This is a genomic window from Bacteroides sp. 43_46, assembly GCF_001915455.1.
GTDB classification, from domain to species: domain Bacteria; phylum Bacteroidota; class Bacteroidia; order Bacteroidales; family Bacteroidaceae; genus Bacteroides; species Bacteroides caccae.
Genome location: NZ_MNQN01000116.1, coordinates 128,642 through 151,998, shown reverse-complemented (window position 1 = coordinate 151,998; position 23,357 = coordinate 128,642). Strand labels below are relative to the sequence as shown.

At 40.1% G+C, this 23,357-nt stretch carries 22 protein-coding genes, 1 tRNA gene and 1 pseudogene; 9 read left to right on the top strand and 15 right to left on the bottom strand.

The genetic code is table 11. From position 1 onward, the window contains the following. Nucleotides 1-91: 91 nt before the first annotated feature. Nucleotides 92-165, bottom strand: a tRNA-Arg gene (locus tag BHV72_RS12675). A 538-nt stretch (nucleotides 166-703) separates the two neighbouring features. Here BHV72_RS12675 and BHV72_RS12670 point away from each other — a divergent pair. The 6 genes from BHV72_RS12670 to BHV72_RS12645 all read left to right on the top strand — a co-directional run bounded on the left by BHV72_RS12670 (nucleotide 704) and on the right by BHV72_RS12645 (nucleotide 6,608). Further along, on the top strand, nucleotides 704-1,438 hold the full coding sequence (locus BHV72_RS12670; RefSeq protein ID WP_005675948.1) for a tetratricopeptide repeat protein: 735 nt from the start codon (nucleotides 704-706) through the stop codon (nucleotides 1,436-1,438). A 127-nt stretch (nucleotides 1,439-1,565) separates the two neighbouring features. After that, nucleotides 1,566-2,564, top strand: coding sequence for an aminodeoxychorismate synthase component I (locus BHV72_RS12665; protein ID WP_005675946.1), 999 nt, complete (start codon nucleotides 1,566-1,568; stop codon nucleotides 2,562-2,564). Beyond that, a complete protein-coding gene (locus BHV72_RS12660) occupies nucleotides 2,548-3,144 on the top strand; it encodes an aminotransferase class IV family protein (protein WP_055171288.1) in 597 nt (198 codons plus the stop codon). Before BHV72_RS12665 ends, BHV72_RS12660 begins: the two co-directional genes overlap by 17 nt. A gap of 278 nt (nucleotides 3,145-3,422) precedes the next feature. Then, the gene (locus tag BHV72_RS12655; protein ID WP_005675944.1) at nucleotides 3,423-4,097 is read left to right on the top strand and encodes a DUF2461 domain-containing protein; all 675 of its coding nucleotides are present in this window, start codon (nucleotides 3,423-3,425) and stop codon (nucleotides 4,095-4,097) included. A 33-nt stretch (nucleotides 4,098-4,130) separates the two neighbouring features. Then, complete coding sequence (locus tag BHV72_RS12650; protein ID WP_022042371.1) at nucleotides 4,131-4,577, top strand: NanQ anomerase/TabA/YiaL family protein; 447 nt, start codon at nucleotides 4,131-4,133, stop codon at nucleotides 4,575-4,577. 18 nt (nucleotides 4,578-4,595) lie between these two features. Next, nucleotides 4,596-6,608, top strand: coding sequence for an alpha amylase C-terminal domain-containing protein (locus BHV72_RS12645; protein WP_055171293.1), 2,013 nt, complete (start codon nucleotides 4,596-4,598; stop codon nucleotides 6,606-6,608). A gap of 66 nt (nucleotides 6,609-6,674) precedes the next feature. On the opposite strand, the gene BHV72_RS12640 is transcribed toward BHV72_RS12645, so the two are convergent. The 9 genes from BHV72_RS12640 to BHV72_RS12600 all read right to left on the bottom strand — a co-directional run bounded on the left by BHV72_RS12640 (nucleotide 6,675) and on the right by BHV72_RS12600 (nucleotide 15,381). Next, complete coding sequence (locus BHV72_RS12640) at nucleotides 6,675-7,151, bottom strand: PepSY-like domain-containing protein (protein WP_005675941.1); 477 nt, start codon at nucleotides 7,149-7,151, stop codon at nucleotides 6,675-6,677. A 134-nt stretch (nucleotides 7,152-7,285) separates the two neighbouring features. Next, on the bottom strand, nucleotides 7,286-8,983 hold the full coding sequence (locus tag BHV72_RS12635; protein ID WP_286856118.1) for an alpha-amylase family protein: 1,698 nt from the start codon (nucleotides 8,981-8,983) through the stop codon (nucleotides 7,286-7,288). 49 nt (nucleotides 8,984-9,032) lie between these two features. Beyond that, nucleotides 9,033-9,839 (bottom strand): patatin-like phospholipase family protein, encoded by an 807-nt coding sequence (locus BHV72_RS12630; RefSeq protein ID WP_005675938.1) that lies wholly within the window; start codon nucleotides 9,837-9,839, stop codon nucleotides 9,033-9,035. 115 nt (nucleotides 9,840-9,954) lie between these two features. Next, nucleotides 9,955-11,460: a 4Fe-4S binding protein gene (locus BHV72_RS12625; protein ID WP_286856117.1), complete on the bottom strand. Its 1,506-nt coding sequence runs from the start codon at nucleotides 11,458-11,460 to the stop codon at nucleotides 9,955-9,957. 7 nt (nucleotides 11,461-11,467) lie between these two features. After that, nucleotides 11,468-12,403 (bottom strand): DUF362 domain-containing protein, encoded by a 936-nt coding sequence (locus BHV72_RS12620; protein ID WP_005675936.1) that lies wholly within the window; start codon nucleotides 12,401-12,403, stop codon nucleotides 11,468-11,470. A 15-nt stretch (nucleotides 12,404-12,418) separates the two neighbouring features. Beyond that, nucleotides 12,419-12,928: a hypothetical protein gene (locus tag BHV72_RS12615; RefSeq protein WP_005675935.1), complete on the bottom strand. Its 510-nt coding sequence runs from the start codon at nucleotides 12,926-12,928 to the stop codon at nucleotides 12,419-12,421. Between the two features lie 163 nt (nucleotides 12,929-13,091). Then, complete coding sequence (locus BHV72_RS12610; protein ID WP_022042375.1) at nucleotides 13,092-13,805, bottom strand: DUF169 domain-containing protein; 714 nt, start codon at nucleotides 13,803-13,805, stop codon at nucleotides 13,092-13,094. Between the two features lie 70 nt (nucleotides 13,806-13,875). Continuing rightward, nucleotides 13,876-14,763, bottom strand: coding sequence for a polyphosphate kinase 2 family protein (locus tag BHV72_RS12605; RefSeq protein ID WP_005675932.1), 888 nt, complete (start codon nucleotides 14,761-14,763; stop codon nucleotides 13,876-13,878). Between the two features lie 84 nt (nucleotides 14,764-14,847). Then, nucleotides 14,848-15,381: a methylated-DNA--[protein]-cysteine S-methyltransferase gene (locus BHV72_RS12600; RefSeq protein ID WP_022042376.1), complete on the bottom strand. Its 534-nt coding sequence runs from the start codon at nucleotides 15,379-15,381 to the stop codon at nucleotides 14,848-14,850. A 268-nt stretch (nucleotides 15,382-15,649) separates the two neighbouring features. Between BHV72_RS12600 and BHV72_RS12595 the strand changes: the two genes are divergently transcribed. Beyond that, nucleotides 15,650-17,152, top strand: a complete 1,503-nt coding sequence (locus tag BHV72_RS12595) for a glutamine synthetase family protein (protein WP_122264273.1) — start codon at nucleotides 15,650-15,652, stop codon at nucleotides 17,150-17,152. Nucleotides 17,153-17,405: 253 nt separating this feature from the next. After that, a complete protein-coding gene (locus BHV72_RS12590) occupies nucleotides 17,406-17,723 on the top strand; it encodes a hypothetical protein (RefSeq protein WP_149928031.1) in 318 nt (105 codons plus the stop codon). Between the two features lie 138 nt (nucleotides 17,724-17,861). Here BHV72_RS12590 and BHV72_RS12585 read toward each other — a convergent pair whose 3' ends face one another. After that, on the bottom strand, nucleotides 17,862-18,425 hold the full coding sequence (locus BHV72_RS12585; RefSeq protein ID WP_005675928.1) for a Crp/Fnr family transcriptional regulator: 564 nt from the start codon (nucleotides 18,423-18,425) through the stop codon (nucleotides 17,862-17,864). Nucleotides 18,426-18,927: 502 nt separating this feature from the next. Here BHV72_RS12585 and BHV72_RS12580 point away from each other — a divergent pair. Next, nucleotides 18,928-19,092: pseudogene (locus BHV72_RS12580) on the top strand (RNA recognition motif domain-containing protein); the annotation flags it as partial. A gap of 110 nt (nucleotides 19,093-19,202) precedes the next feature. Here BHV72_RS12580 and sucD read toward each other — a convergent pair. From sucD to thiD, 4 genes are all read right to left on the bottom strand, one after another. Continuing rightward, nucleotides 19,203-20,171, bottom strand: coding sequence for a succinate--CoA ligase subunit alpha (gene sucD, locus BHV72_RS12575; RefSeq protein ID WP_022042378.1), 969 nt, complete (start codon nucleotides 20,169-20,171; stop codon nucleotides 19,203-19,205). A gap of 35 nt (nucleotides 20,172-20,206) precedes the next feature. Continuing rightward, nucleotides 20,207-21,337 carry an ADP-forming succinate--CoA ligase subunit beta gene (gene sucC / locus BHV72_RS12570; RefSeq protein ID WP_286856116.1) on the bottom strand — a complete coding sequence of 377 codons (1,131 nt, stop codon included), beginning with the start codon at nucleotides 21,335-21,337 and terminating at the stop codon, nucleotides 20,207-20,209. Nucleotides 21,338-21,529: 192 nt separating this feature from the next. Continuing rightward, nucleotides 21,530-22,417 (bottom strand): ACP S-malonyltransferase, encoded by an 888-nt coding sequence (gene fabD / locus BHV72_RS12565; RefSeq protein WP_022042380.1) that lies wholly within the window; start codon nucleotides 22,415-22,417, stop codon nucleotides 21,530-21,532. 50 nt (nucleotides 22,418-22,467) lie between these two features. After that, nucleotides 22,468-23,304, bottom strand: a complete 837-nt coding sequence (gene thiD, locus BHV72_RS12560) for a bifunctional hydroxymethylpyrimidine kinase/phosphomethylpyrimidine kinase (protein WP_022042381.1) — start codon at nucleotides 23,302-23,304, stop codon at nucleotides 22,468-22,470. Between the last annotated feature and the right edge of the window lie 53 nt (nucleotides 23,305-23,357).

Genomic DNA, 23,357 nt, shown 5'->3' with positions numbered 1-23,357 from the left:
TAAAAGTTAAACGGGGCGAAAGTAAAACGTTTAATATCAGCTATTTAAAAGAAAAATCCGATAACATTTAAATGTTACCGGATGTTAATAGTGATTCCGAAGCGATTCGAACGCTTGACCCACGCCTTAGAAGGGCGTTGCTCTATCCAGCTGAGCTACGGAACCAGCCTTATTTTCGGATGCAAAGGTAGTGCTTTTTATGAAAACTCAAAAACTTTCTGGAACTTTTTTATTCATATTTTTCTTTGGTGCTATGAATCAGTATTTTATGAAAGAAGTTTTTTTTATTTAATTAGGTGGGGACTGAATTCGTGTTTTATAGATAAACAAATGAATAGCATTTTTTTCGGGAAGTTAATAAAAGGAGATATTTGGAAGAACTCTTGTGACAGTATATTTGATTTTATTCCCTGTTGTCCCTCATAGAACATTAAATATCCCTCTATACATTTTCTTGTTGTATACTATATTTATTTGATAAAAGTAGTTACCCAAACAGTTTGTGTATCACCCCTTTGACGGCCGAGAAAGGCGTAAAAGGGTGATTCCTTTTACGCTGTATTTGAGAATAAAAGCCCGTTTTTACGAAGAATAACGAACGTTATATAGGTTTCAAAAAGCTCAAAAAAACAAAAATAGGGTTGTGTCTTTCTATTATTCCTTATACTTTTGGACGATAAACAACTAAAAAACACATAAAGTTATGAAGAAATTGATTTTTTTATTTGCATTTAGTATTGCAGTAACTAACATTTTTGCACAAACGGATCCTAATCAAATTAAGAAAGAAGGAAATGACGCATTCAATGCTAAGAATTATCCTGTGGCCTACGCTAAGTTCAGCGAATATTTGAAACAAACTAATAATCAGGATTCTGCAACAGCATACTATTGCGGTATAGCAGCAGATGAAGTGAAGAAGTATGCGGAAGCCGTAACTTTCTTTGATATTGCTATTCAGAAGAAGTTTAATACTGGTAATGCGTATGCCCGTAAAGCTTTGGCTTTGGATGCATTGAAGAAAACAGATGAATACGTTGCTACATTGGAAGAAGGCTTGAAAGTTGATCCGAATAATAAAACTATGATCAAGAATTATGGTTTACACTACTTGAAAGCCGGACTCGCCGCCCAAAAAGCTGGTAAAGCTGAAGAAGCAGAAGAATGTTTCAAGAAGGTAATTCCTCTGGATCACAAATCATATAAAACAAATGCTTTATACAGCCTTGGAGTATTATGTTATAATGACGGAGCCAATATCCTGAAAAAAGCAACTCCTTTAGCAAACTCTGATGCAGATAAATATGCTGCTGAAAAAGAAAAAGCAACAGCTAGATTTAAAGAAGCATTAGGTTACTTGGAAGAAGCAGCAAAGGTATCTCCTGACAACGCAAATGTGAAAAAAATGATTCCTCAGGTACAGGATGCAATGAAGTAATTTGACCGATCTCGTATAGATAATAAGGGTTGCCCGATAGACACGGTGGCAACCCTTTTTTTGTTGCACCTTTTTCTAATCTATACTTTTTGCGTACATTTGCTTCACTTAAAAATAGAACAAATCCATGCAGTTATATACAAAAGAACAGGCTATCAGACAAATGAACTATTTAGGGCAATCCTGTCGTCCTTTTATTTTTATCATTAATTACCAGCAGGATGCTTCTTATATAGAAGCAGTATCTTCGGTAGACCCTGCCGAAATACTCTATAACTTGAATGGTTTTACGAATCAGCCCATGTTTGCAGAGAATAATATAGCTTTTTTGTCAAGAAAGCGACTTCGTTGGCAATCTTTCCCGGAATCTTTGGCTACATATCAACATTCGTTTGATATTGTCCAACGAAACATCTTTGCCGGAAATAGTTTTCTCACTAACTTGACTTGTCGCACTCCGGTAGAAACAAATCTGACTTTGAAAGATATCTATTGTTATTCAAAAGCTATGTATAAATTATGGGTCAGAGATGCTTTTACGGTTTTTTCTCCCGAAATATTTATAAGAATTCATAATGGAAGAATATATTCCTACCCCATGAAGGGAACGATTAATGCTTCAACCCCTTCGGCTGACCGGCTATTAATCAACGATCCTAAAGAAACGGCGGAACATGCCACTATTGTAGATTTGATTCGTAATGATTTGAGCATGGTGGCCGAACAAGTATCCGTATCCCGATACCGGTATATTGATAAATTGCAGACCAATCAAGGGAGTATTCTTCAGACAAGTTCTGAAATACAGGGTGTACTGCCGGATGATTATCTGACAAATTTGGGAAGTATTATATTCCGGCTTTTACCAGCCGGTTCTATCACAGGAGCTCCGAAGAAAAAAACAATGCAGATTATCAAGGAGGCTGAAACCTATGACAGGGGATTCTATACAGGTATTATGGGCTATTTTGACGGTAAGGACCTCGATAGCGCAGTTATGATCCGTTTTGTGGAGCAGGAGGGTGGTAAAATGTATTTTAAGAGTGGGGGTGGGATTACCAGCCAAAGTGATGTGGAAAATGAATATAATGAAATGAAACAGAAAGTATATGTGCCCATTTATTGAAACGATCCGAATAGAAGATGGAAAGATTTATAATATCAATTATCATACGGAACGTTGCAACCGGACTCGTGCCGCCTTCTGGCAAGATGTTGCCGATATTGACTTAGGTGAATTTATTTCTCCCCAATCATTGGAAGGTATCTGGAAATGCCGGATTGTTTACGGAAAGGCGATAGAAGAAATTACATACGTTCCTTATCAGAGGCGCAAAGTTTCCTCTTTACGTCTGGTTACGTCGGATACTATTGATTATACTTATAAAAGTACGAATCGGGAAGAACTAAATTCATTGTACGCCCAGAGAGAAACGGCTGATGATATATTAGTGGTAAGAAACGGATACCTGACGGATACATCTATTTCCAATATAGCTCTTTATGACGGCAATACATGGTTTACTCCGTCGTGCCCGCTACTCAAGGGAACCAAGCGGGCTGAACTTCTGGACAAGCATTTGATTCAAGAAAAGGAGATATTGCATACACAGTTGGGAAGCTATTTCCGTATTATGTTATTCAATGCGATGATTGATTGGGGACAAATCGTGATACCGATTGATGAAAAACATTTAATTCTATAAACTATTATTAACAGAAATATTTAGAGAACCTTTGAACAAAGGTGTTCTTTCGTCTGTTATATTTATGTGTTTTTCATAGTATTAGATATAAGATTAATTAAAAGAGATTGTACTCCACTTGTGAAAGCTAAAGTACGTCAGAGACAGAAGAGTCTGTTTTTTTGATAAATGTGTTAGAGCATCGGTTTTACCAGGCCGATGCTTTTTTTATGTCCTTTTGTTGCGTTTTGTAGTTTATATGAAATAAAATTTGTACGTTTGTAGGGTAATAATAGAAAATGATAAAGATGAACATACCCGTTATCTTTCAGTTTTTAAAAGATCTTTCTGCGAATAATAATCGTGACTGGTTCAATGAACACAGGGCGGAGTATGAAACAGCCCGTGTCGAGTTTGAAAATTTCTTAGCAACAGTTATTGCCCGTATCTCCTTGTTCGACGAATCAATTCGAGGCATCCAACCTAAAGATTGTACGTATCGTATTTATCGTGATACACGCTTTTCTACGGATAAAACTCCGTATAAAATACATTTTGGCGGTTATATCAATGCAAAAGGAAAAAAATCCGATCATTGTGGCTATTATGTGCATCTGCAACCTGCTGGATCTATGCTTGCCGGAGGGAGCTTATGCCTGCCGTCTAACGTACTAAAAGCTGTGCGGCAGTCAATTTATGACAATATTGAGGAATTTGTTGCGATCGTAGAAGATCCGGAGTTTAAGAAATACTTTCCGGTGATAGGGGAAGACTTCCTGAAAACTGCTCCTAAGGGCTTTCCAAAAGATTTTAAATACATTGATTATTTGAAGTGTAAAGAATATGTCTGTTCTTATAATGTCCCCGATGACTTCTTCGCCCAACCGGATATGTTGGAACAGATAGATAAAGTATTCCGCCAATTCAAGCGATTTGCCGACTTTATCAATTACACAATTGACGATTTTGAATAATACCTAGAATATAAACTTTTAAATTAAACTCTTATGGTAGTAGATACTTTAGAAAATCTGGAGAAATATGCGTCTTTAAATCCTTTGTTTGCACAAGCTATTGAGTTCCTGAAATCTCATGATCTTCAAGCCATGGAAATTGGTAAGACTGAACTGAAAGGAAAAGATCTGCTGGTGAATATTGCACAGACCAAACCTAAGACTAAAGAAGAGGCTAAACTGGAAACACATAACGAATTTATTGATATTCAAATTCCATTGTCGGGAACAGAAATCATGGGGTATACTGCTGCTAAAGACTGTGTCCCGGCAAATGCTCCATACAATGTAGAAAAAGATATCACTTTCTTTGAAGGATTAGCTGAAACTTATATTGCCGTGAAACCGGGAATGTTTGCTATCTTCTTCCCGCAAGACGGACACGCTCCTGGTATTACCCCGGACGGAGTGAAAAAAGTAATTGTAAAAGTAAAAGCATAATCCTAATTTAATTCAGATATGGAAAAGACACTGAATCTTATCAAAAACGATCCTTGGCTGGAACCTTTTGCCGACGCTATTGCCGGCCGGCATCAATTTGTGCTGGATAAAGAAGCCGAACTGACTAATAAAGGAAAACAGACGCTGTCGGATTTCGCTTCGGGCTATCTTTATTTTGGATTGCACCGTACTGCCAAAGGTTGGACTTTCCGTGAATGGGCTCCTAATGCCAGTCATATTTACATAGTAGGTACATTCAACAACTGGGAAGAAAAGGCTACCTATAAACTGAAAAAACTGAAGAATGGGATTTGGGAAATCAATCTTCCAGAAGGGGCCATTCATCACGGTGACCTGTATAAACTGAATGTATATTGGGACGGTGGACAGGGAGAACGTATTCCTGCTTGGGCTACCCGTGTTGTTCAGGATGAACAGACGAAAATTTTTAGTGCACAGGTATGGGCCCCAGAGAAACCTTATAAATTCAAGAAAAAGACTTTTAAACCTAACACAAGTCCTCTATTGATTTATGAATGTCACATCGGAATGGCGCAACAGGAAGAGAAAGTAGGTTCATATAATGAATTCCGTGAAAAGGTGCTTCCCCGCATTGCCAAAGAAGGGTATAATTGTATTCAGATAATGGCTATTCAGGAACATCCTTATTATGGAAGTTTCGGTTACCACGTATCCAGTTTCTTTGCCGCTTCTTCCCGTTTCGGTACTCCTGATGAGTTGAAGGAGTTGATCGATACTGCTCATGGAATGGGTATCGCTGTTATTATGGATATTGTTCATTCCCATGCAGTGAAGAATGAGGTAGAAGGATTGGGTAATTTTGCCGGTGATCCGAACCAGTATTTCTATCCGGGAGGGCGTCGTGAACATCCGGCGTGGGATTCTCTTTGTTTTGACTATGGCAAGAATGAAGTCGTTCACTTCTTGTTGTCTAACTGTAAATACTGGCTGGAAGAATATAAATTCGATGGATTCCGTTTTGACGGTGTAACGTCTATGCTGTATTATAGTCACGGATTGGGTGAAGCGTTCTGTAATTACGGAGATTACTTCAACGGACATCAGGATGATAATGCTATCTGTTATCTGACCTTGGCTAATGAAGTGATTCATCAAGTGAATCCAAAAGCGATAACGATTGCTGAGGAGGTGTCCGGTATGCCGGGATTGGCTGCAAAAGTAGAAGATGGTGGTTACGGATTCGACTACCGCATGGCTATGAATATTCCGGATTACTGGATCAAGACAATCAAAGAAAAGATAGATGAGGACTGGAAACCTTCCAGCATGTTCTGGGAAGTCACTAACCGTCGCCAGGATGAAAAAACTATTTCTTATGCAGAAAGCCATGACCAAGCATTGGTAGGAGATAAGACGATTGTTTTCCGTCTGATTGATGCGGATATGTATTGGCACATGCAGAAGGGAGATGAAAATTATATAGTCAATCGTGGTATTGCTTTGCATAAGATGATTCGCCTGTTGACCTCTTCCACAATTAACGGTGGTTATCTGAACTTTATGGGTAATGAGTTCGGGCATCCCGAATGGATTGACTTCCCGCGTGAGGGTAACGGTTGGTCTTGCAAATATGCCCGTCGCCAATGGGATCTGGTCGACAATAAGAATCTAGCCTATCACTATATGGGTGACTTCGATGAAGAAATGTTGAAAGTCATTAAGAGTGTGAAGGATTTCCAGGCAACCCCGATACAAGAAATATGGCATAATGACGGCGACCAGGTATTGGCTTATGAGCGTAAGGATTTGATTTTTGTATTTAACTTCAATCCGAAGCAGTCGTTTACAGACTATGGTTTCCTTGTAGCTCCGGGAGCTTATGAGGTGATTCTGAATACGGATAATATAGCATTCGGTGGTAATGGCTTTGCCGATGATTCTGTGGTTCACTTCACGATTGCCGATCCTTTGTATAAGAAAGAAAAGAAAGAATGGTTGAAACTTTATATTCCTGCACGTACTGCCGTAGTGTTGAGAAAGAAGAAGTAGATATCTCTTTATATTAATAAAGAAGCCCTTGCAAATTTTCTATACTTGGATTTGCAAGGGCTTTCTTTATAAGAATGTGCCCGGACCGAGAATGTCGTACATATAACTGACATTGCGTGTTTTTAGCAATATCCCTTTAGGAGTATAGAACAACTGATATTTAATGTCAACATTATCTTGTCCTACCTCAATAACAATGATTGCCTGCCATTTAGGAAATTCTACCATAGTCACATCTTCCGCAACCCAACTTGCATAAGAACTAAATGTAAAAGCATTATAGACCACAGGTGTCAGCCGATCGAGACTGACAAGATCAGTCTGCGTCATTTCCCATTGTCCCTGCGCATTGAACCATACATTTTTGGTGAAACCGTTCATTACAAAGTTGGCACAATAGTATCCGTCATCTTGCGACCAGGCTATATCATTTGTTTTGGGATACATTTTTTTGAAGGTAGCCTGCACATTATCAGGAGGTACAATCGCTAATACTGATATGGAAAATAGTAACAGAACCGCCATAATATTAAATTTCTTCATAAGCTTTATGGTTTAGGAGATTATTTATCTACCTAAACAGCTATCATGACTATTTGTTTGAATGATACATATAAAATAACCCGGTCATTATAGTGTGATCGGGTTATAGGGGAATATAGGGTTTCTCGTCTTTTTCAGAATGCAATTTTCAGTATCTTTCCATTGTAGCCTCTAACTGAAACTTCCGTAGCTTTATATGGCAATAAGCTGATTTCTTCTTTCGCACCGGTCAAAAGATCAACAGCCTGATAGGATTCCATTTGTGGAATTTGTAAAAAGTCGAAAGCGTGTGAGGGAACATTGATTGCTACATCTACTAGTTGACTGTCGAAATTGACAATGATAAACAATAGCTCGTTCTTGTATTTTCGCATAAAAGTATATTGCTTATGTTCATTGAAACGCCAGCCATTTTGATTAGCATACATCAGGTCAAAGAAAACACCCTTTGCAATAGCCAGTTCTTCATTACACAAAGTCAGCACTCTTTGATAAATTTCATATAAACGTTTATGATCTTCATTGAGCATTTTACCATCAAATTTTCCTCCGTTACGCCAACGACGGACGCTGTCTATACTCCAATAATCAAATATAGTAGTCCGTCCATCCCTTCCGCTAAAGCCCTCACTGTCCATTCCGGGTTCTCCAAATTCCTGTCCGAAGTAAATCATCATAGGATTAGTATTCATGCAGGCGGAAACAATAAGTGCAGGGATTCCTTTGCGTGGGTCACCGGCAAAGAAATCGGACGCAATGCGTTGCTCATCGTGGTTTTCGAGGAAATTAAGCATCTTTTTCTCAATTCCGTTCAGACTCTGCCAGCAATGAGTGATAGAAGCAGCCGACTCATATCCACAGGCTACATTACGAAGTGTATCATATAAGCCTACTTTATCGTACAGATAGTCGAATTTTCCACGGAACAAATAATTGCGATATTCATTCGGATTGTAGACTTCTGCAATAAAGAGAATGTCCGGATATGCTTCTTTGACTTGAGAAATAGCCCATTCCCAAAATTCTACGGGAACCATTTCCGCCATATCACAACGGAAACCGTCAATGTCTTTGGAAGCCCAGAACAGAAGAATATCCAACATCTTTATCCATGTATCCGGAATCGGAGAAAAGTGGCACGTACCTCCATTCTGGTAGTCTACTCCATAATTCAATTTGATTGTCTCGTACCAGTCAGTGATATTGGGAGTAGCGTCAAAACGATTATTGCCTGTTGCTTTAGCCGGGAATTCGTGATAAGGTTCTGTCGCACCGTCTTTCATGTCAAACTGGGCACGAAGTTCCGCTTGAGGAATATAATAGAAATTATTATAGGGACTGAAAGACTGGCTTGAATCATCGTTAGCTCCCAATTCCGTAGTCCCGTCCGGTTGTGCATCAGAATGGTATTGGCGTGCTACATGGTTGGGAACAAAATCAATTATAACTTTTAGTCCCGCACGATGTGTACGTCGTACAAGATTCTCGAATTCTCTCATTCGTTCGGGAATGTCATTCGCCAAGTCAGGGTCTACATCATAATAATCTTTGATAGCATAGGGCGAACCGGCTTTTCCTTTTACAATGGCAGGATGATCCGGACTGATATTATAGCGACGATAATCTGTCTGAGTAGCATGCTCGATAATACCTGTGTACCAAATATGTGTAGTACCCAGTTTTTTGATTTCACTAAGTGCTTTGAGAGTAAAATCCGCCATTTTTCCGCAACCGTTGGTGACTATATCTCCATTGTAGACGCAGTGGTTATTATTGTTGCCGAACAGCCGGGTGAACACTTGATAGATAATTATTTTATTTTCGTTATTCATATAGAGTAGATTTTTACATTTCTAATATTAACTACTTCAATAAGAAGCATTACTTCCATATCTTTCCTTTTTCAACTAATAATTGATTCAGCACTCCGTTAGCGGTATTATATCCTTGCTCGAAGATTTCTTCCGCTTTTTCCAATTCCGTGTTGCTATACCCATATAGGTTATAAGGTTCAATCAGCAAATCACATTTTTCTCTTTCAGGGAAAGTATTGGCACGGAACATGAAATGAAACGAACGCATAGCGATGCTGACAATATTCATTTTATAATCTTGCGCCATGATCGGGCTTACATTAACTGCTACTACCTTGTCACAGACTCTACGGAGAGTGGAAACCGGGAGATTCATCATCAATCCACCGTCTACGTAGTTCGTTCCATCAATATTTACCGGAGCAAACATGACAGGCATACAGCACGAAGCAGCTACCCGTTCGGCAATGGAACCACGGTGAAAATGAACCATACGTCCGTGGTCAAGATCGGTTGCCGTGATGATCAAGGGAATCTGGAGTTCTTCCAGATTCTTTGCTTTTACATTGGTACGAAGGAAATCTATAAATTCGCAAAGGTCAAATAATCCTTTCTTGGGGATTACCAGCTTGGTCAGGTCTTGAAATTTGTGTCCGGAAAAATAATCCAGCACTTTGTGAGGTTCATTACCATCTGCATAAAAGACTCCCGCAAGAGCTCCAGCGCTTACTCCGGAGATAATATCCGGTTTAATATCATGCTCCAGGAGAGCTTGCATTACGCCCAAATGAGCGAATCCTTTAATAAATCCTCCACTTAGAGCATAACCTATCTGATATTTCCGGTTCGTCCAATTGTTTGTATATACCTCCATGAGTTTTTTCTGTCTTTAATTCGCCACGAATTTAGTGAATTTATTGAAAGTAGAAAGAATATAATGGATAGTTTTTAGTATGCCGGATGGAAACTTTGTTCCGGTACTACGCCGATCAGAACCCAAAATCGTCTATTTCACCCTTGTGCTCTTCGCTTTCTTTAAATGGTTTTGCTTCCTTTTGTACCGGATTCCCTTCAATATAGATAGCACGGAACGGACGAGCAGGGCAAACATATTCGCATCCACCACAGCCTACGCAAATCTCTTTATTTACATGGGGAATCGTCAACCCGTTTTTATAAGGCACCATTGCGACAGCCTGCGTGGGACAGTGTTCAGAGCAGGCCCCACAACTAGTTCCGTCTGTATAAACGATGCAATTTTCCTCGATAAAAACAACATATCCCATTTGTGTAAGATGTTTTTGCTTTACACTTATCGGAAGAATAGCCCCGTTAGGACAAACATCTCCGCAAACAGTACAATCAAAATTGCAGAATCCTTTCTCGAAACTGACGGTAGGTTGCATTACTCCTGCCAAGCCATACTCCATGAAAGCTGGCTTCAGTACATGCGATGGGCATTTGCTGATACAAAGATGGCACGATGTACATTGCTGCTGAAAATGTTCACGGCTGACAGACCCCGGCGGAGTAATCGGATTCTCTTTTTTGTATACTTTTTTACCTCCCAGACTTGCAACGGATTCTTTAACTTGTGAAAGTAGTTTCGGAACTGCTCCGGCAGTAAGTAGTCCTGCAACGAGAAAACGACGTTTGGATGAATCGGTAGGGGAAAGTGAAGGTTGGTAGATCAATGCCTTTTGTTTGCAGCCCCCCAGGCAGTCAAAGCAATCTACACAACGACCATAATCAACAGTATGCTCTTTACTATTGATGCACGCTGCCTTACATTTGGTAGCGCAGAGTCCGCAACTGTTACACTTGTCGGAGTCAATGCGGACTTTGAATAATGAGAACCGGCTTAATAAGCCTAAAATTGTTCCTACAGGACAAATCGTGTTGCACCAAGTCCGTCCGTGCTTCCATGCCATTATAAAAATCATTGTAAGTATGACGACTGCAATGAAAAGAGATGAAATACTTAAAATAGAAGTATCCACCTGGTAAAACGTATAATTGTCGAACTTGGAGAAAGCGGATTCCAAAAGATTATTTCCCAGCATATATATCGGTTTAAATACATGTACTACTATCCGACCGTATGCGCTGTATGGATCAAGCAGTCCTACGATAAACGTGAATCCGCATAGAAAAGAGATGACAGTCCCCCCAAGCACACTCCAACGTAATCTATTTTTTGCAGGACTATAACTATATCTTTTTTTCTTTTTACTTGTTGATTTTGACAGGCGCGCAATGATATCTTGCAAAATCCCCATAGGACATATCGTCGAACAATAGATACGGCCGAATAAAAGTGTTAACACAATGAGAAATAATAAGATACCTACACTTAATGCAAGCAAGGCTGGAACAAATTGCAAGTGTGCCAGACGATGAAAACTGTTAGGTAATATTTCTGCGAAATCGAGAAAAAAGAAAGTAATCAGTACAAAAAAAAGTGCTGATATTCCAATACGTATCTTTCTTAACATGGTTGATTTACATCTTGATTCGCTTGACATTTAATTTGTCAAGATTCATGGTTCCTACTTTCAGTGCTTCTCCTTTGGCAAGATGTCCTACTGTATCCAACGGCATCTCACGCACTTGGTTGAAGAATTTGGCAGCGGCTGTGTCCACCGCTACAATATCCGGTGAGATAAACAATCCCTTTGCCAAAACGACATCTGAAGCAGAGCGTCCGCGAGGACCGTTAGTCTTCATAATCCGGTAGGCATCTACAACGTTCAGCGCGGCTTTCTTTTGCAGGGTACAAATATCGGCAATACATTGTTGCAAGTCGTTTTGGTGAAAGAATCCGCGATCCCATACAATTCCCATATGGTTTTTCATGGAGATAGTCAGATTGGCTCCGCCATGGTTTTTCAGGATAGGGACATTTATCCATACGTCGCAGTTCAGGATTGCTTCATGCACTTTTGCTTTCTTCATTTTTTTGCCGCTTGGGAGATCTACCGGTTTGTAGTAAGATTCCAGATGTGCGGGCATTACTTTTGCTCCGGCGGCTTTTGCTACAGCTTCAATGCCACTGTTTTTGTAGCATTTCTGCCAGTCGTCACAGGTATGGTCAAATACGGTCACTTCTTTTGCTCCGGCGGCAAAGCATTGTTTCACGATTTCCGCCACTAACTTCGGATTTGTATTTCCTGCCAGTTCCGGCACCTTGTCCCAACCGATGTTAGGCTTCACAACAACCTTTTGTCCTGGTTTAACGAATTGCTTCATCCCACCCAGTTCGCTTATGGCGCGGCGGAACATGGCTTCCGGCTCTCCACCCATGACTGCTACCAGATCAGGGTTAGCTCCGTTTGCTTTATTGATAGTCTGAGTTAATACCTCCATAGCTTCCGAGTGCTGTATAGTCAAAGCAGCACCGGTTATGGCTACTGTTTTTAAAAAGTCCCTTCTGTCCATTTTTCTATTTTGAGTTTAGAATTTTGCAATCGCTTTTAACAAGGCATAGCCACCAAACCACTGGATCAACATTCCCGGAGTACCGATACGGAAATCTTGTACTGCTACATAGAAATTACCAAGAATCGCCCATTCAAAAGCTATTCCTATAATCTGGTAGAAAAGCACGACACCAAGAACGCCCAATAAAGAGACAGATTTTAGCATTCGTGCGGCAAAGGCAGAAGCTCCAGCAAGTAAAGTGGATTTTATCAACATAACAGGAAGCGTAGCTTCCGAAGGCATGGCGAACAGCAAGTGATTAATGACAGGAGAAAGAATCGCGGTCAATAATCCTACACGAAAGCCATATTTATAGCCTGCAATCAACGTGAAAAAATAAATGGGCAGCAGGGTAGGACCACCATAAGGTATGAGATGGCATAGTTGTGGAAGTGCAATGTTGCCTGCAATAAACAACAGAGCGAACAAGTAAGTTTTTACATTACTGTAATTCAGCGAGTAGAGCTTGGCAGATGTTTCCATTTTCGTTAAGAACTTTTATATTTAATAGAACAATAATATCTTGAGGATAAGACTGTTCTTTGCAGGAAAGGTTTAATCCGGTAAAGAACAATCTGCTTATTATATTAAAAACAGGATGGAAAAGTTTCATACCTATTTGAAACTATTTGACCTGTTTTTTGCTCTATTCACTATCCATTCTTTCTCGGATCTTTCCCCAAGCATGAGTATCGAATAAGCAACTTTGGCGCATTGTGCCACACATTTCCCTGAATCTGGACATAGGTATAGTATAGCTCAATTTATCGGGTTCGAAGTAGGGACGTACCGACGGATCGAAGAAACCGATGAATGTCCGTTTGCCGCCTTTTCGATTTTCTATGGTAGCTTGCGTTACTATGCAGCTACAACCGGAACCGAACATGGAAACTACACCGTCTTCAGCATTATTATCATAATAAGCCCATGTGGTAAGTCCGGAAAGCATATCGGGGTTGGCTATGAATACGACACCTTCCACTTCTTTCAGACTTTCTATCCTGTCTATACGCGCAAAATGAAGGTATTTCTTTTCTGCTTTGAGTACTCCGATTTGCTGTATAAAGTCGATGACCATTTGCGGAGTCTGTTTGTACCGCTCTTTTAATGAGACAAAAGTCGGGACGTGTTCGGGCATTTCGGTAAAACCGGTATAGAACTTGCCGCCACCACAGCCGATTGTTTCGGCATTCAGGCTGATGATACCGCCTTCTCTTGCCGTTTTCATACCTTTAAAGAAACAGCCATTTATTTTTTCCGCCGTTCCTTCCTGCGTGTCCGAATACCAGAATACAAGAGGCAGTTCGGCCTTCTCTCCGAATGCCTCCCGGAAGTTTTGAATAAATGTTTGGATGTCCATAGCTTATCATTTTTTGTTTATACATAGTTGCTCTACAAAGTTAGAATAAAAAAGGATAAGTGCAAGTGAATCAGAAGTTAATATCGGACACACTTTTTTTACAATCTTCCAGTTGTTTTAATCCTTCTTCAGATAGTTTGGGGTAATGCAGGTCCAGTTGTTTCATCCGCTCGCAGATAATGTGTCCTACTGCGTAGCGCATAAACCATTTATTGTCGGCAGGGATTACGTACCACGGAGCCAGTTCGGTAGATGTTTCGGTTAGTACATCTGCATAGGCTTTCATATACTCATCCCAAAACTGGCGTTCCTTAACATCTGCGGAAGAAAATTTCCAGTTTTTGGTTTTGTCATCCAACCTTTCCATGAAACGCTTTTTCTGTTCGGCTTTTGATACGTTCAGGAAGAATTTCAGGACAACGGTTCCGTTTTCCGTCAGATAACGTTCGAAATCATTGATTTGCCGGTAACGGCGTTTCCAAAAATCAGAGTCAATGTCTTTGATGGTTTCTACACCCGGCAATTTGTTGGACAGTATAATTTCGGGATGCACTTTGGCGATAAGCACGTCTTCATAGTGAGAACGGTTGAAAATTCCGATTCTCCCTCTTTCGGGCAGGCAACGATTGATACGCCAGAGATAATCGTGGTCCAATTCCTCGGCAGAAGGTTGCTTGAACGAAAATACTTGGCATCCTTGCGGATTGATACCGGACATGACGTGTTTGATTGTCCCGTCTTTTCCGGCTGCGTCCATAGCCTGAAAAATAATAAGAATCGAATAGCGATCCTGGGCGTAGAGCATGCTTTGCAGTTCGGAAAGTTTCTCTACGTTTTTAGTCAGTTGACCTTTAGCATCCTGTTTGGATAGTTCGCCGATAAATGACGGATCGAAATCGGAGACGGAATATTGTCTTCCGGGTTTAGCAAGCAGGTCTTTTAAAATGTCCTTTTTCATGGGTTTGTTATTTGAATGTTTCTACTGAAAATAAAACAGGCGGAGCAATCAATTAGTTTTTCAGGCAAAGGACATTTTCCGGATTTACAGTGCTGTTCCTTTCTTCGGTACGAACAGGTTTGTCATATCCACCTGTTCAAGAGTGAGCAACTCTATCTTTTTAGAAATACCGCCTGCATATCCTGTCAGGCTGCCGTTACAACTTACAACCCGGTGGCAGGGTATAATAATACTAATAGGATTGTGTCCCACCGCATTGCCCACCGCTTGCGTCGACATGGACGGTAGTCCGTTTAGGCGAGCTATTTCCTTAGCAATATCCTTGTACGTAATGATTTTGCCGTAAGGGATTTTTTTTAATATTTCCCATACGGAGAGACGGAAAGGAGTACTTTCCAAGTGTATCTCAGGCATGAAACCGGGATTTTTTCCACTGAAATAACAATCGAGCCATTCTATGGTTTGCTCGAATACGGGCAATACTTTTTCTTCGTGTTCCGGAGACAACGAAGCTGCAAAATATTTCTGTCCATCAAACCACAAACCTGTTAAAGAGCTACCGTCACTTGCGATTGTTATTCCACCGATAGGGGACTGATATTTGTAAATGTATTGCATAACATTATATATTAAGGTGATATCTTTTACAAAAGTAGTATTTCATTTTTAAATAAGATCTTTTTCACCCCTGTTTTGAAGAATAATTGCTTATATTTATCTGATAGATGAGGTATTTACCAATATATAAGATTATTTTGCGCAGCCCTGCAATTACGGGGACAAGAGATAGTTTTTTACTCTCTTTAAAGTCGTTTTTCCAACTTTTCCTTATCTTTGGCGTTTAACAAACCGTTTTTAATCATACAACAACGAAAAACAACCGATCATGAATCAAGAGTTATCAATGAATGCCAATAAATTAGTGGCATTTCTCCAGAAGCCGACTTCTGAATTTACCAAAGCCGACATCATTTCATTTATCCAACAAAACGACATCCGTATGGTCAACTTCATGTATCCTGCGGGAGATGGTCGTCTGAAAACTTTGAATTTTGTCATTAACAATCAAGCTTATCTGGAAGCTATCCTTACCTGTGGAGAACGGGTGGACGGTTCCAGCCTTTTCTCTTTTATCGAAGCGGGAAGTAGTGATCTTTATGTTATTCCTCGGTTTCGCACAGCATTTGTTGATCCGTTTGCTGAGATACCTACGCTGTCTATCCTTTGTTCTTTCTTCAATAAGGATGGAGAACCCTTGGAAAGTTCACCGGAATATACGCTTCACAAAGCGAGCAAAGCATTTACGGACGTGACGGGAATGGAGTTTCAGGCAATGGGAGAGTTGGAATATTATGTGATAGCACCGGATACGGGTATGTTTGAGGCAACCGATCAACGTGGTTATCATGAATCGGGACCTTATGCCAAATTTAATGAGTTCCGTACACAATGTATGTCTTATATCTCACAAACTGGCGGGCAAATTAAGTACGGACACTCTGAAGTAGGTAACTTTACTTTGGAAGGCTATATCTATGAGCAGAATGAAATAGAGTTTTTGCCGGTTCCTGTCGAACAGGCCGCCGACCAATTGATGATTGCCAAATGGGTAATTCGTAACTTAGGATTCAAATATGGATATAATGTTACGTTCGCTCCTAAGATAACAGCAGGTAAAGCGGGTTCCGGTCTGCATGTCCATATGCGTATCATGCAGGACGGAAAGAATCAGATGTTAAAAGACGGAATTTTGTCGGAAACAGCCCGGAAGGCTATTGCTGGAATGATGGAGCTTGCACCTTCAATCACAGCCTTCGGAAATACAAATCCTACTTCATACTTCCGTCTTGTTCCGCACCAGGAAGCACCAACGAATGTTTGCTGGGGCGACCGCAACCGTTCTGTATTGGTACGTGTACCTTTGGGATGGGCTGCCAAGAAGGATATGTGTACATTAGCGAATCCGTTAGAAACGGAAAGCTATTTTGATACCACCCAAAAGCAGACTGTGGAAATGCGTTCACCGGACGGTTCGGCAGATTTATATCAACTGCTTGCCGGACTGGCTGTAGCCTGCCGTCATGGTTTTGAAATAGAAAATGCTTTGGAACTGGCTGAAAAGACGTATGTGAATGTAAATATTCACCAGAAAGAAAACGAAGATAAGCTGAAAGCATTAGCTCAATTACCGGATAGCTGTGTTGCGTCCGCCGATTGTCTGGAACAGCAACGGGCTATTTTCGAACAATACAATGTATTTAGTTCGGCAATGATTGACGGCATCATCCGTAAACTTCGCAATTATGAGGATAAGACACTACGTGCGGATCTGGACGGAAAACCGCAGGAAATGCTTGATTTGGTTCATAAATATTTCCATTGCGGATAATGTAGTAACTGATAATATGAGTAAAAGCCTGTCTCCTCAAAGCAAGATAGGCTTTTATTTTCCCCAATTGCACTCCTCACTTCCACATAATTCTACACTAATTCCACAATCAGATAGAACCCGCCTGCTTTTTATTCGTCTGATTTTTAACGATATATGTAAAAAGCTGATATTTGGTATCCGTTTTGCAATATGATAAGTATAGCGATAATAAATAATGGTTTTTATAATTCACACTTAAAAAATTACGATTATGAAAAAGGTATTAGTAGCAGTAGCATTAGTAATGGGATTAGGTAGTTCTGTAGCATTTGCACAGGAAGTAATCAACACTACATCTGTAGAAATGCAGGCGCAAGTTCCACAGGATGAGTTTACTAAGATTGATGTAAAAGAGTTACCGGAAACAGTGGCACAGGCTGTTGCCAAGAACTATGAAGGTGCTACAATCAAAGAAGCTTATGTAGCGGAAAAAGAGAGCGGTAAGGTTTATAAAGTAATTCTTACTACTAAAGATTCGCAGGAAGTAACAGTCCTGATGAATGAAAAGGGTGAAGAAGTGAAAGAATAAAGCAAAACTTCGAATGTAGTATAAATAACTCATAAAAATTCTCGGTTCGTGATGAATCGGGAATTTTTTGTTTATCTCATTTTTTAGTAATAAACCAATTGATCTACGTTCATCGTCGGATAGTTTTATTAGTAGTTATTATTCGAATTTCTTACGTATGTGACTAATCGTTTCCGGAGTAACTCGAAGGAAAGAGGCTACTTCTTTTAGAGTAATAAAATTCTGAAAATCAGGATAGCGTTTCACTAAATCTAAATACAGTTCGGTGGGAGTTTTACAATAAATGTCTAATAGACGCATATAGGTTTGTACAAAGAGCTCTTCTGCAAGAATCCGTTCTAAGTTTTGTGTCATTTCATTTGTAGAGAAGAAATTCCTCATATCTTCGGCAGAAGCATAGTAAATTCGAGCATCACTTGCAGCCTGGATGCTTACCATAGCTTTCTCTTTTTTCAAGCATGCCGGATAGTCACCTACATACTCTCCGGCAAAAGAATAACCGACAATATGCTCGTATCCTCTGTCGTCTGTACAGATATATCGAAATAACCCTTCTTCTATGTAAGCTCCATGTGTAGCCAAAGCTCCCTGCAGAGTGAAATATTCCTTTTTCTTCATTTCTTTACATTGCCCATGTGTCAAAAAGAAGTCTTTAAATGCGGAGAATTCCTCGCGTCCGGCATAGTGATTAAAATTTTTCATGTTTGGTTAGATTGTTTTCGTGCCTTAATAGGTGACGAATTTATGAAAAGAGTGACATTATGCCTAATTGCGGATGATTTTAAAAGATTATTTAAACCGGACTTCCTTATTAGGCAGATATTTTTTCATTCCTTTAGATATGCTGTCTTATCACAACAGTTTATTTGTAGATTTCTACAGTATTCGTACTTTAAAATTCTTTTTTGAGGATATATCCGAAGAAAACGATCGATTTTGATTACTTGATAGAAGGGAAAGAGGAATATGAACGTTAAGTATTGACCTAATTTCATAAAAAAGATGTTTTATGAAAAGAAAAAGAGAGGAATGTAGTGCAATATCGCCAAATAATGCTTTCCTTTGCAACCAACAACAATAATAAGGTTTATTACGATTTGATTATTTTACGTGAATCTTCTCATTTATTTGAGTATATCCATTTCTAATTAAGATTTTCCAATAACTTTCTTATTGAATTATTAATTTTTTATATTTGTATTTTATGAATTTGTACATTGGAAATCTTAGCTATAATGTTAAGGAATCAGACTTGAGAAATGTAATGGAAGAGTATGGAACAGTTGCTTCAGTAAAGTTAATCACAGACCGTGAAACTAGAAGATCAAAAGGATTCGCATTTGTTGAAATGCCGGATGATGCAGAAGCTAATACAAAGAAATCCTCAAAATATCGCAGCTTAAAAAAATGAGTCGATTTTTATAGTCAATGAAAAAAAAGAAGGCGCATCGTGTATTACGACACACCTTCTTCTTTCTGTTAATCTCTGTTGTTGTTTTCTTCATCATCCACCATGTTATTGAGTTCCAGTTCCAAATCTACCAGTTCTTGTTCCCGTAATTTCAGAATATCTCTCGTTGTATCTTTTGCTGCTTTTAATAATGCAGGAATGTCCGACGGCTCCTGTGCAACCTGAATACCGGCTGCCTCTAATGCTTCTATCTTTTCTTTAGCCGAACCGGAAGTTCCGGAGATAATAGCTCCTGCATGCCCCATTTGTTTTCCCAAAGGAGCAGATTGCCCTGCGATGAATGCTACAACGGGTTTAGTTACATGGTTACGAATATATTCGGCAGCCTGTTCTTCCGCATTTCCGCCAATCTCACCGATTAAAACAATAGCTTCGGTTTCGGTGTCATTCTGGAACATTTCTAACAGTTCACGGAAATGAAGCCCTACTACGGGGTCGCCGCCGATACCAATAGCTGTGGATTGTCCCATGCCATTAGCGGTTAAGTGATATACAATTTCATACGTAAGTGTACCGCTACGGCTAATGACACCCACGTTTCCTTTCTGAAAAACTTGTCCCGGGAGGATACCGACCATACTTTTTCCCGGAGAAATCAATCCCGGACAGTTAGGACCAACCAGTATTGCCCCCTTTTGTTTAATGAATTGATGCGCTTTGATGACATCCAGTGTAGGGATACCTTCCGCGATACAGACAATTAACCGGATACCGGCATCTGCCGCCTCCATGATAGCATCTGCTGCAAAACGTGCCGGAACAAAGATAATAGAAGTGTTAGCCTGCGTCTGTTCCACAGCTTCATACATGGTGTTAAACACTGGGATACCGTTTGCATCAGTTCCCCCTTTACCGGGAGAAGTACCTCCTACAACGTTGGTTCCATATTCCTTCATCTTCCTGGCATGAAAGAGCCCGTCCCGACCAGTAATTCCTTGTACAATCAAACGGGTGGATTTATCTATTAATATACTCATAATTGTTTTTTACTTTTTATTGATATTGTTACGCATTATGATTTTATAGCCATTAACGCTGCTTCCTGCATAGTTGTTGCTATCTGAAAACGGCTATGATTTCGTAGAAGATCGCGGCCGATATTTTCATTTGTTCCTGTTAGCCGGACAATGATAGGTATTTCACTCTTTATCTGCTCGAATGACTGAATAAGCCCGATTGCCACATCGTCACAACGGGTAATCCCTCCGAAAATATTGATCAGAACAACTTTTACTTTTTCATCTTGTAATAGAAGCTTCATGGCTTCCACTACTTTTATGGGGTTGGAACTACCGCCAATATCAAGAAAGTTGGCAGGATTACCTCCATAAATCTTAATCATATCCATTGTTGCCATAGCGAGTCCGGCACCGTTCACCATGCAACCTATATTACCGTCCATGCGAACATAACTGAAACCTCTTTCTTTGGCGTCGGCTTCTACCTTTTCTTCCTCTGTCGGGTCGAATAAAGCACGTATTTCAGGATGCCGACATAGGGCGTTGTCATCGAAAACAATTTTGGCATCAATAGCTATTAACATACCTTTTGTTGTTAGCGCTAACGGATTGATCTCAACCAGAGAGGCATCATTCTCCATGAAGATTTTATAAAGTGCTTGCAGGATGACAGCCATTTTACTTGCTTGTTCCGTTTTGGGAAAAAGTGAAAAGGCGAAATGACGTGCCAAATAATCTGGAATGCCAATGAAAGGATTGATTGAATACCGAATAATTTTCTCCGGTGTCTGACAAGCCACTTGTTCAATATCCATACCACCGGATGCACTCATCATTAGAATAACGGAACGTGTATTTCGGTCGATAGTGAAACTGACATAATATTCGGCGGTAATATCAACTGCTTCGCTAACCAATATCTGATTGACGGGAAGGCCTTTAATACTCATTCCGAGTATATTTTTAGCTTCCTGATAAGCATCTTCTGTGTTGTTTACCAGTTTGACGCCTCCGGCCTTTCCCCGGCCTCCGGTCAATACCTGTGCCTTAATGACAACTCTATCTGCACCTACACTCCGATATGCAGCTACAACACCTGCAGCAGTACGGCATAAAGTGTGCCTCTCAACAGGTATTCCATACTTAGAGAAAATCTCTTTCGCTTGATATTCATGTATTTTCATGGCTCACAAATTTGAGTAAATGATTCCTGCTAATAAAACAGAAGCAAGATACGGAAAGTTTACGAAAAAGAAATCTACCTGAATGTTTTAGAGCATATCACTCTCTTTTTGGTATGAAGATTCGGAATAAAAAAAGCGTGTTGGCAATTCTGCCAACACGCTGTAAACTAATAAATACAGTATTTATTGATTTTATGCAATGCCATGAGCACTAACAGTACCGTCAATTTTCTTAATCAGACCTTGCAATACTGCACCTGGTCCACATTCTGTGAAGTCAGTAGCACCGTCGGCAATCATATTTTTAACAGATTGAGTCCAACGTACAGAAGCTGTCAACTGAGCAACCAGATTCTTTTTGATTTCAACAGGGTCAGTATGAGGAAGTGCGTCTACATTCTGATATACCGGGCATTTAGGAGTATGGATTTCTGTTGCATTGATAGCAGCTTCCAATTCTACTTTTGCAGGATCCATTAACGGAGAGTGGAAAGCACCACCAACTTTCAATGGGAGAGCTCGTTTTGCTCCGGCAGCTTTCATTAGTTCGCAAGCCTTCTCGATGCCCGGTACGGAACCTGAGATAACGATTTGTCCCGGACAGTTGTAGTTAGCCGGTACACAAACTTCACCTTCAGCATTTACGGTAGTACAGATTTCTTCCACCTTTTCATCCGGCAATGCGATGATAGCAGCCATTGTAGAAGGAGTCGCTTCACAGGCTTTCTGCATAGCCATTGCACGTGCATAAACAAGTTTCAGACCGTCTTCAAAGCTCAAAGCTCCGGCAGCAACCAATGCGGAAAATTCACCGAGTGAATGTCCTGCTGTCATTTCCGGTTTGAAATCATCCCCCATACAAAGAGCGGAGATTACCGAGTGAAGGAATACGGCAGGTTGAGTAACCTTCGTTTGACGAAGATCCTCGTCCGTACCATTGAACATGATATCTGTAATGCGATATCCAAGAATATCATTTGCTTTTTCAAATAATTCTTTAGCTAAAGCTGAATTTTCATACAGGTCTTTACCCATTCCTACGAATTGAGCACCTTGACCGGGAAAAACGAATGCTTTCATATCTTTATTATTTAATTGATTTTTAATTGCGGGTGCAAAGTTACGGATTTTTATGATACGACCGCACAAAATGTACATATTTGTGCAACCGAATCCGGGAAATGCCATAACGGACCATTGCCATGTCCGATGTGCAAATCCTTGCCTGCAATGATAGCCTGAGTGATATATGATTTGGCATGTTGGATAGATTCCCGTAAAGGATAGCCTTTTGCCAGGTTGGTCGCAATAGCGGAGGAGAGGGTACAGCCTGTTCCGTGCAAATTGTTACTTTCTATCTTTTTCTCCTCATATATATGGAAGATCGATTCTGACGTATGTAAGAGGTCGCACATTCTGTCACCCTCCAAATGCCCCCCTTTTATTAATACACTTGTCTGATACTCATCCACCAACCTTTTGGCCGCTTCCTGCATTTCATGTATGTTATGAATGCTTTTATCTGTCAGAACACTTGCTTCGTCAAGATTGGGAGTAATTAAAGTGACGAGTGGGAGCAGTTCTCTTTTAATTTCTTCTATAGTTTCGTCCGACATTAGTTTTCGTCCGCTGGTAGACACCATGACCGGATCATAAACAATATATTCCGGTATATATTTTCGCAGGCAGTCTACAATGGTACGAACGATCTGAATGTCACTAACCATACCTATCTTGATTGCAACCGGTTGCAAATCATCCATAACAGCTTCTATCTGCCCACGGACAATCTCAGGCAGCACTGATTGTACAGCGTGTACCCCTAATGTATTTTGTACGGTAACTGCGGTAATGACTGACGCTGCATAGCCTCCCAAAGCCGAGATTGTTTTGATATCCGCCTGAATACCTGCTCCTCCCGAACAATCGGAGCCAGCAATGGATAAAATGACTGGATGACGTTCCATTTTGGATTTTTTAATAGTTACGATACAAAGATAGAATAAAAAACGATAAGGTA

Bases quoted from the DNA above. Each gene is read 5' to 3' on its own strand.
- BHV72_RS12660 (WP_055171288.1), top strand. From the start codon at position 2,548: ATGTGCCCATTTATTGAAACGATCCGAATAGAAGATGGAAAGATTTAT.
- BHV72_RS12615 (WP_005675935.1), bottom strand. From the start codon at position 12,928: ATGGAAACATCTGCCAAGCTCTACTCGCTGAATTACAGTAATGTAAAA.
- BHV72_RS12600 (WP_022042376.1), bottom strand. From the start codon at position 15,381: ATGCAATACATTTACAAATATCAGTCCCCTATCGGTGGAATAACAATC.
- thiD (WP_022042381.1), bottom strand. From the start codon at position 23,304: ATGGAACGTCATCCAGTCATTTTATCCATTGCTGGCTCCGATTGTTCG.
- BHV72_RS12650 (WP_022042371.1), top strand. From the start codon at position 4,131: ATGGTAGTAGATACTTTAGAAAATCTGGAGAAATATGCGTCTTTAAAT.
- BHV72_RS12655 (WP_005675944.1), top strand. From the start codon at position 3,423: ATGATAAAGATGAACATACCCGTTATCTTTCAGTTTTTAAAAGATCTT.
- BHV72_RS12635 (WP_286856118.1), bottom strand. From the start codon at position 8,983: ATGAATAACGAAAATAAAATAATTATCTATCAAGTGTTCACCCGGCTG.
- BHV72_RS12605 (WP_005675932.1), bottom strand. From the start codon at position 14,763: ATGAAAAAGGACATTTTAAAAGACCTGCTTGCTAAACCCGGAAGACAA.
- BHV72_RS12630 (WP_005675938.1), bottom strand. From the start codon at position 9,839: ATGGAGGTATATACAAACAATTGGACGAACCGGAAATATCAGATAGGT.
- BHV72_RS12665 (WP_005675946.1), top strand. From the start codon at position 1,566: ATGCAGTTATATACAAAAGAACAGGCTATCAGACAAATGAACTATTTA.
- BHV72_RS12610 (WP_022042375.1), bottom strand. From the start codon at position 13,805: ATGGACATCCAAACATTTATTCAAAACTTCCGGGAGGCATTCGGAGAG.
- BHV72_RS12585 (WP_005675928.1), bottom strand. From the start codon at position 18,425: ATGAAAAATTTTAATCACTATGCCGGACGCGAGGAATTCTCCGCATTT.
- sucC (WP_286856116.1), bottom strand. From the start codon at position 21,337: ATGAAAATACATGAATATCAAGCGAAAGAGATTTTCTCTAAGTATGGA.
- BHV72_RS12590 (WP_149928031.1), top strand. From the start codon at position 17,406: ATGAAAAAGGTATTAGTAGCAGTAGCATTAGTAATGGGATTAGGTAGT.
- fabD (WP_022042380.1), bottom strand. From the start codon at position 22,417: ATGAAAGCATTCGTTTTTCCCGGTCAAGGTGCTCAATTCGTAGGAATG.
- sucD (WP_022042378.1), bottom strand. From the start codon at position 20,171: ATGAGTATATTAATAGATAAATCCACCCGTTTGATTGTACAAGGAATT.
- BHV72_RS12645 (WP_055171293.1), top strand. From the start codon at position 4,596: ATGGAAAAGACACTGAATCTTATCAAAAACGATCCTTGGCTGGAACCT.
- BHV72_RS12625 (WP_286856117.1), bottom strand. From the start codon at position 11,460: ATGTTAAGAAAGATACGTATTGGAATATCAGCACTTTTTTTTGTACTG.
- BHV72_RS12620 (WP_005675936.1), bottom strand. From the start codon at position 12,403: ATGGACAGAAGGGACTTTTTAAAAACAGTAGCCATAACCGGTGCTGCT.
- BHV72_RS12640 (WP_005675941.1), bottom strand. From the start codon at position 7,151: ATGAAGAAATTTAATATTATGGCGGTTCTGTTACTATTTTCCATATCA.
- BHV72_RS12670 (WP_005675948.1), top strand. From the start codon at position 704: ATGAAGAAATTGATTTTTTTATTTGCATTTAGTATTGCAGTAACTAAC.
- BHV72_RS12595 (WP_122264273.1), top strand. From the start codon at position 15,650: ATGAATCAAGAGTTATCAATGAATGCCAATAAATTAGTGGCATTTCTC.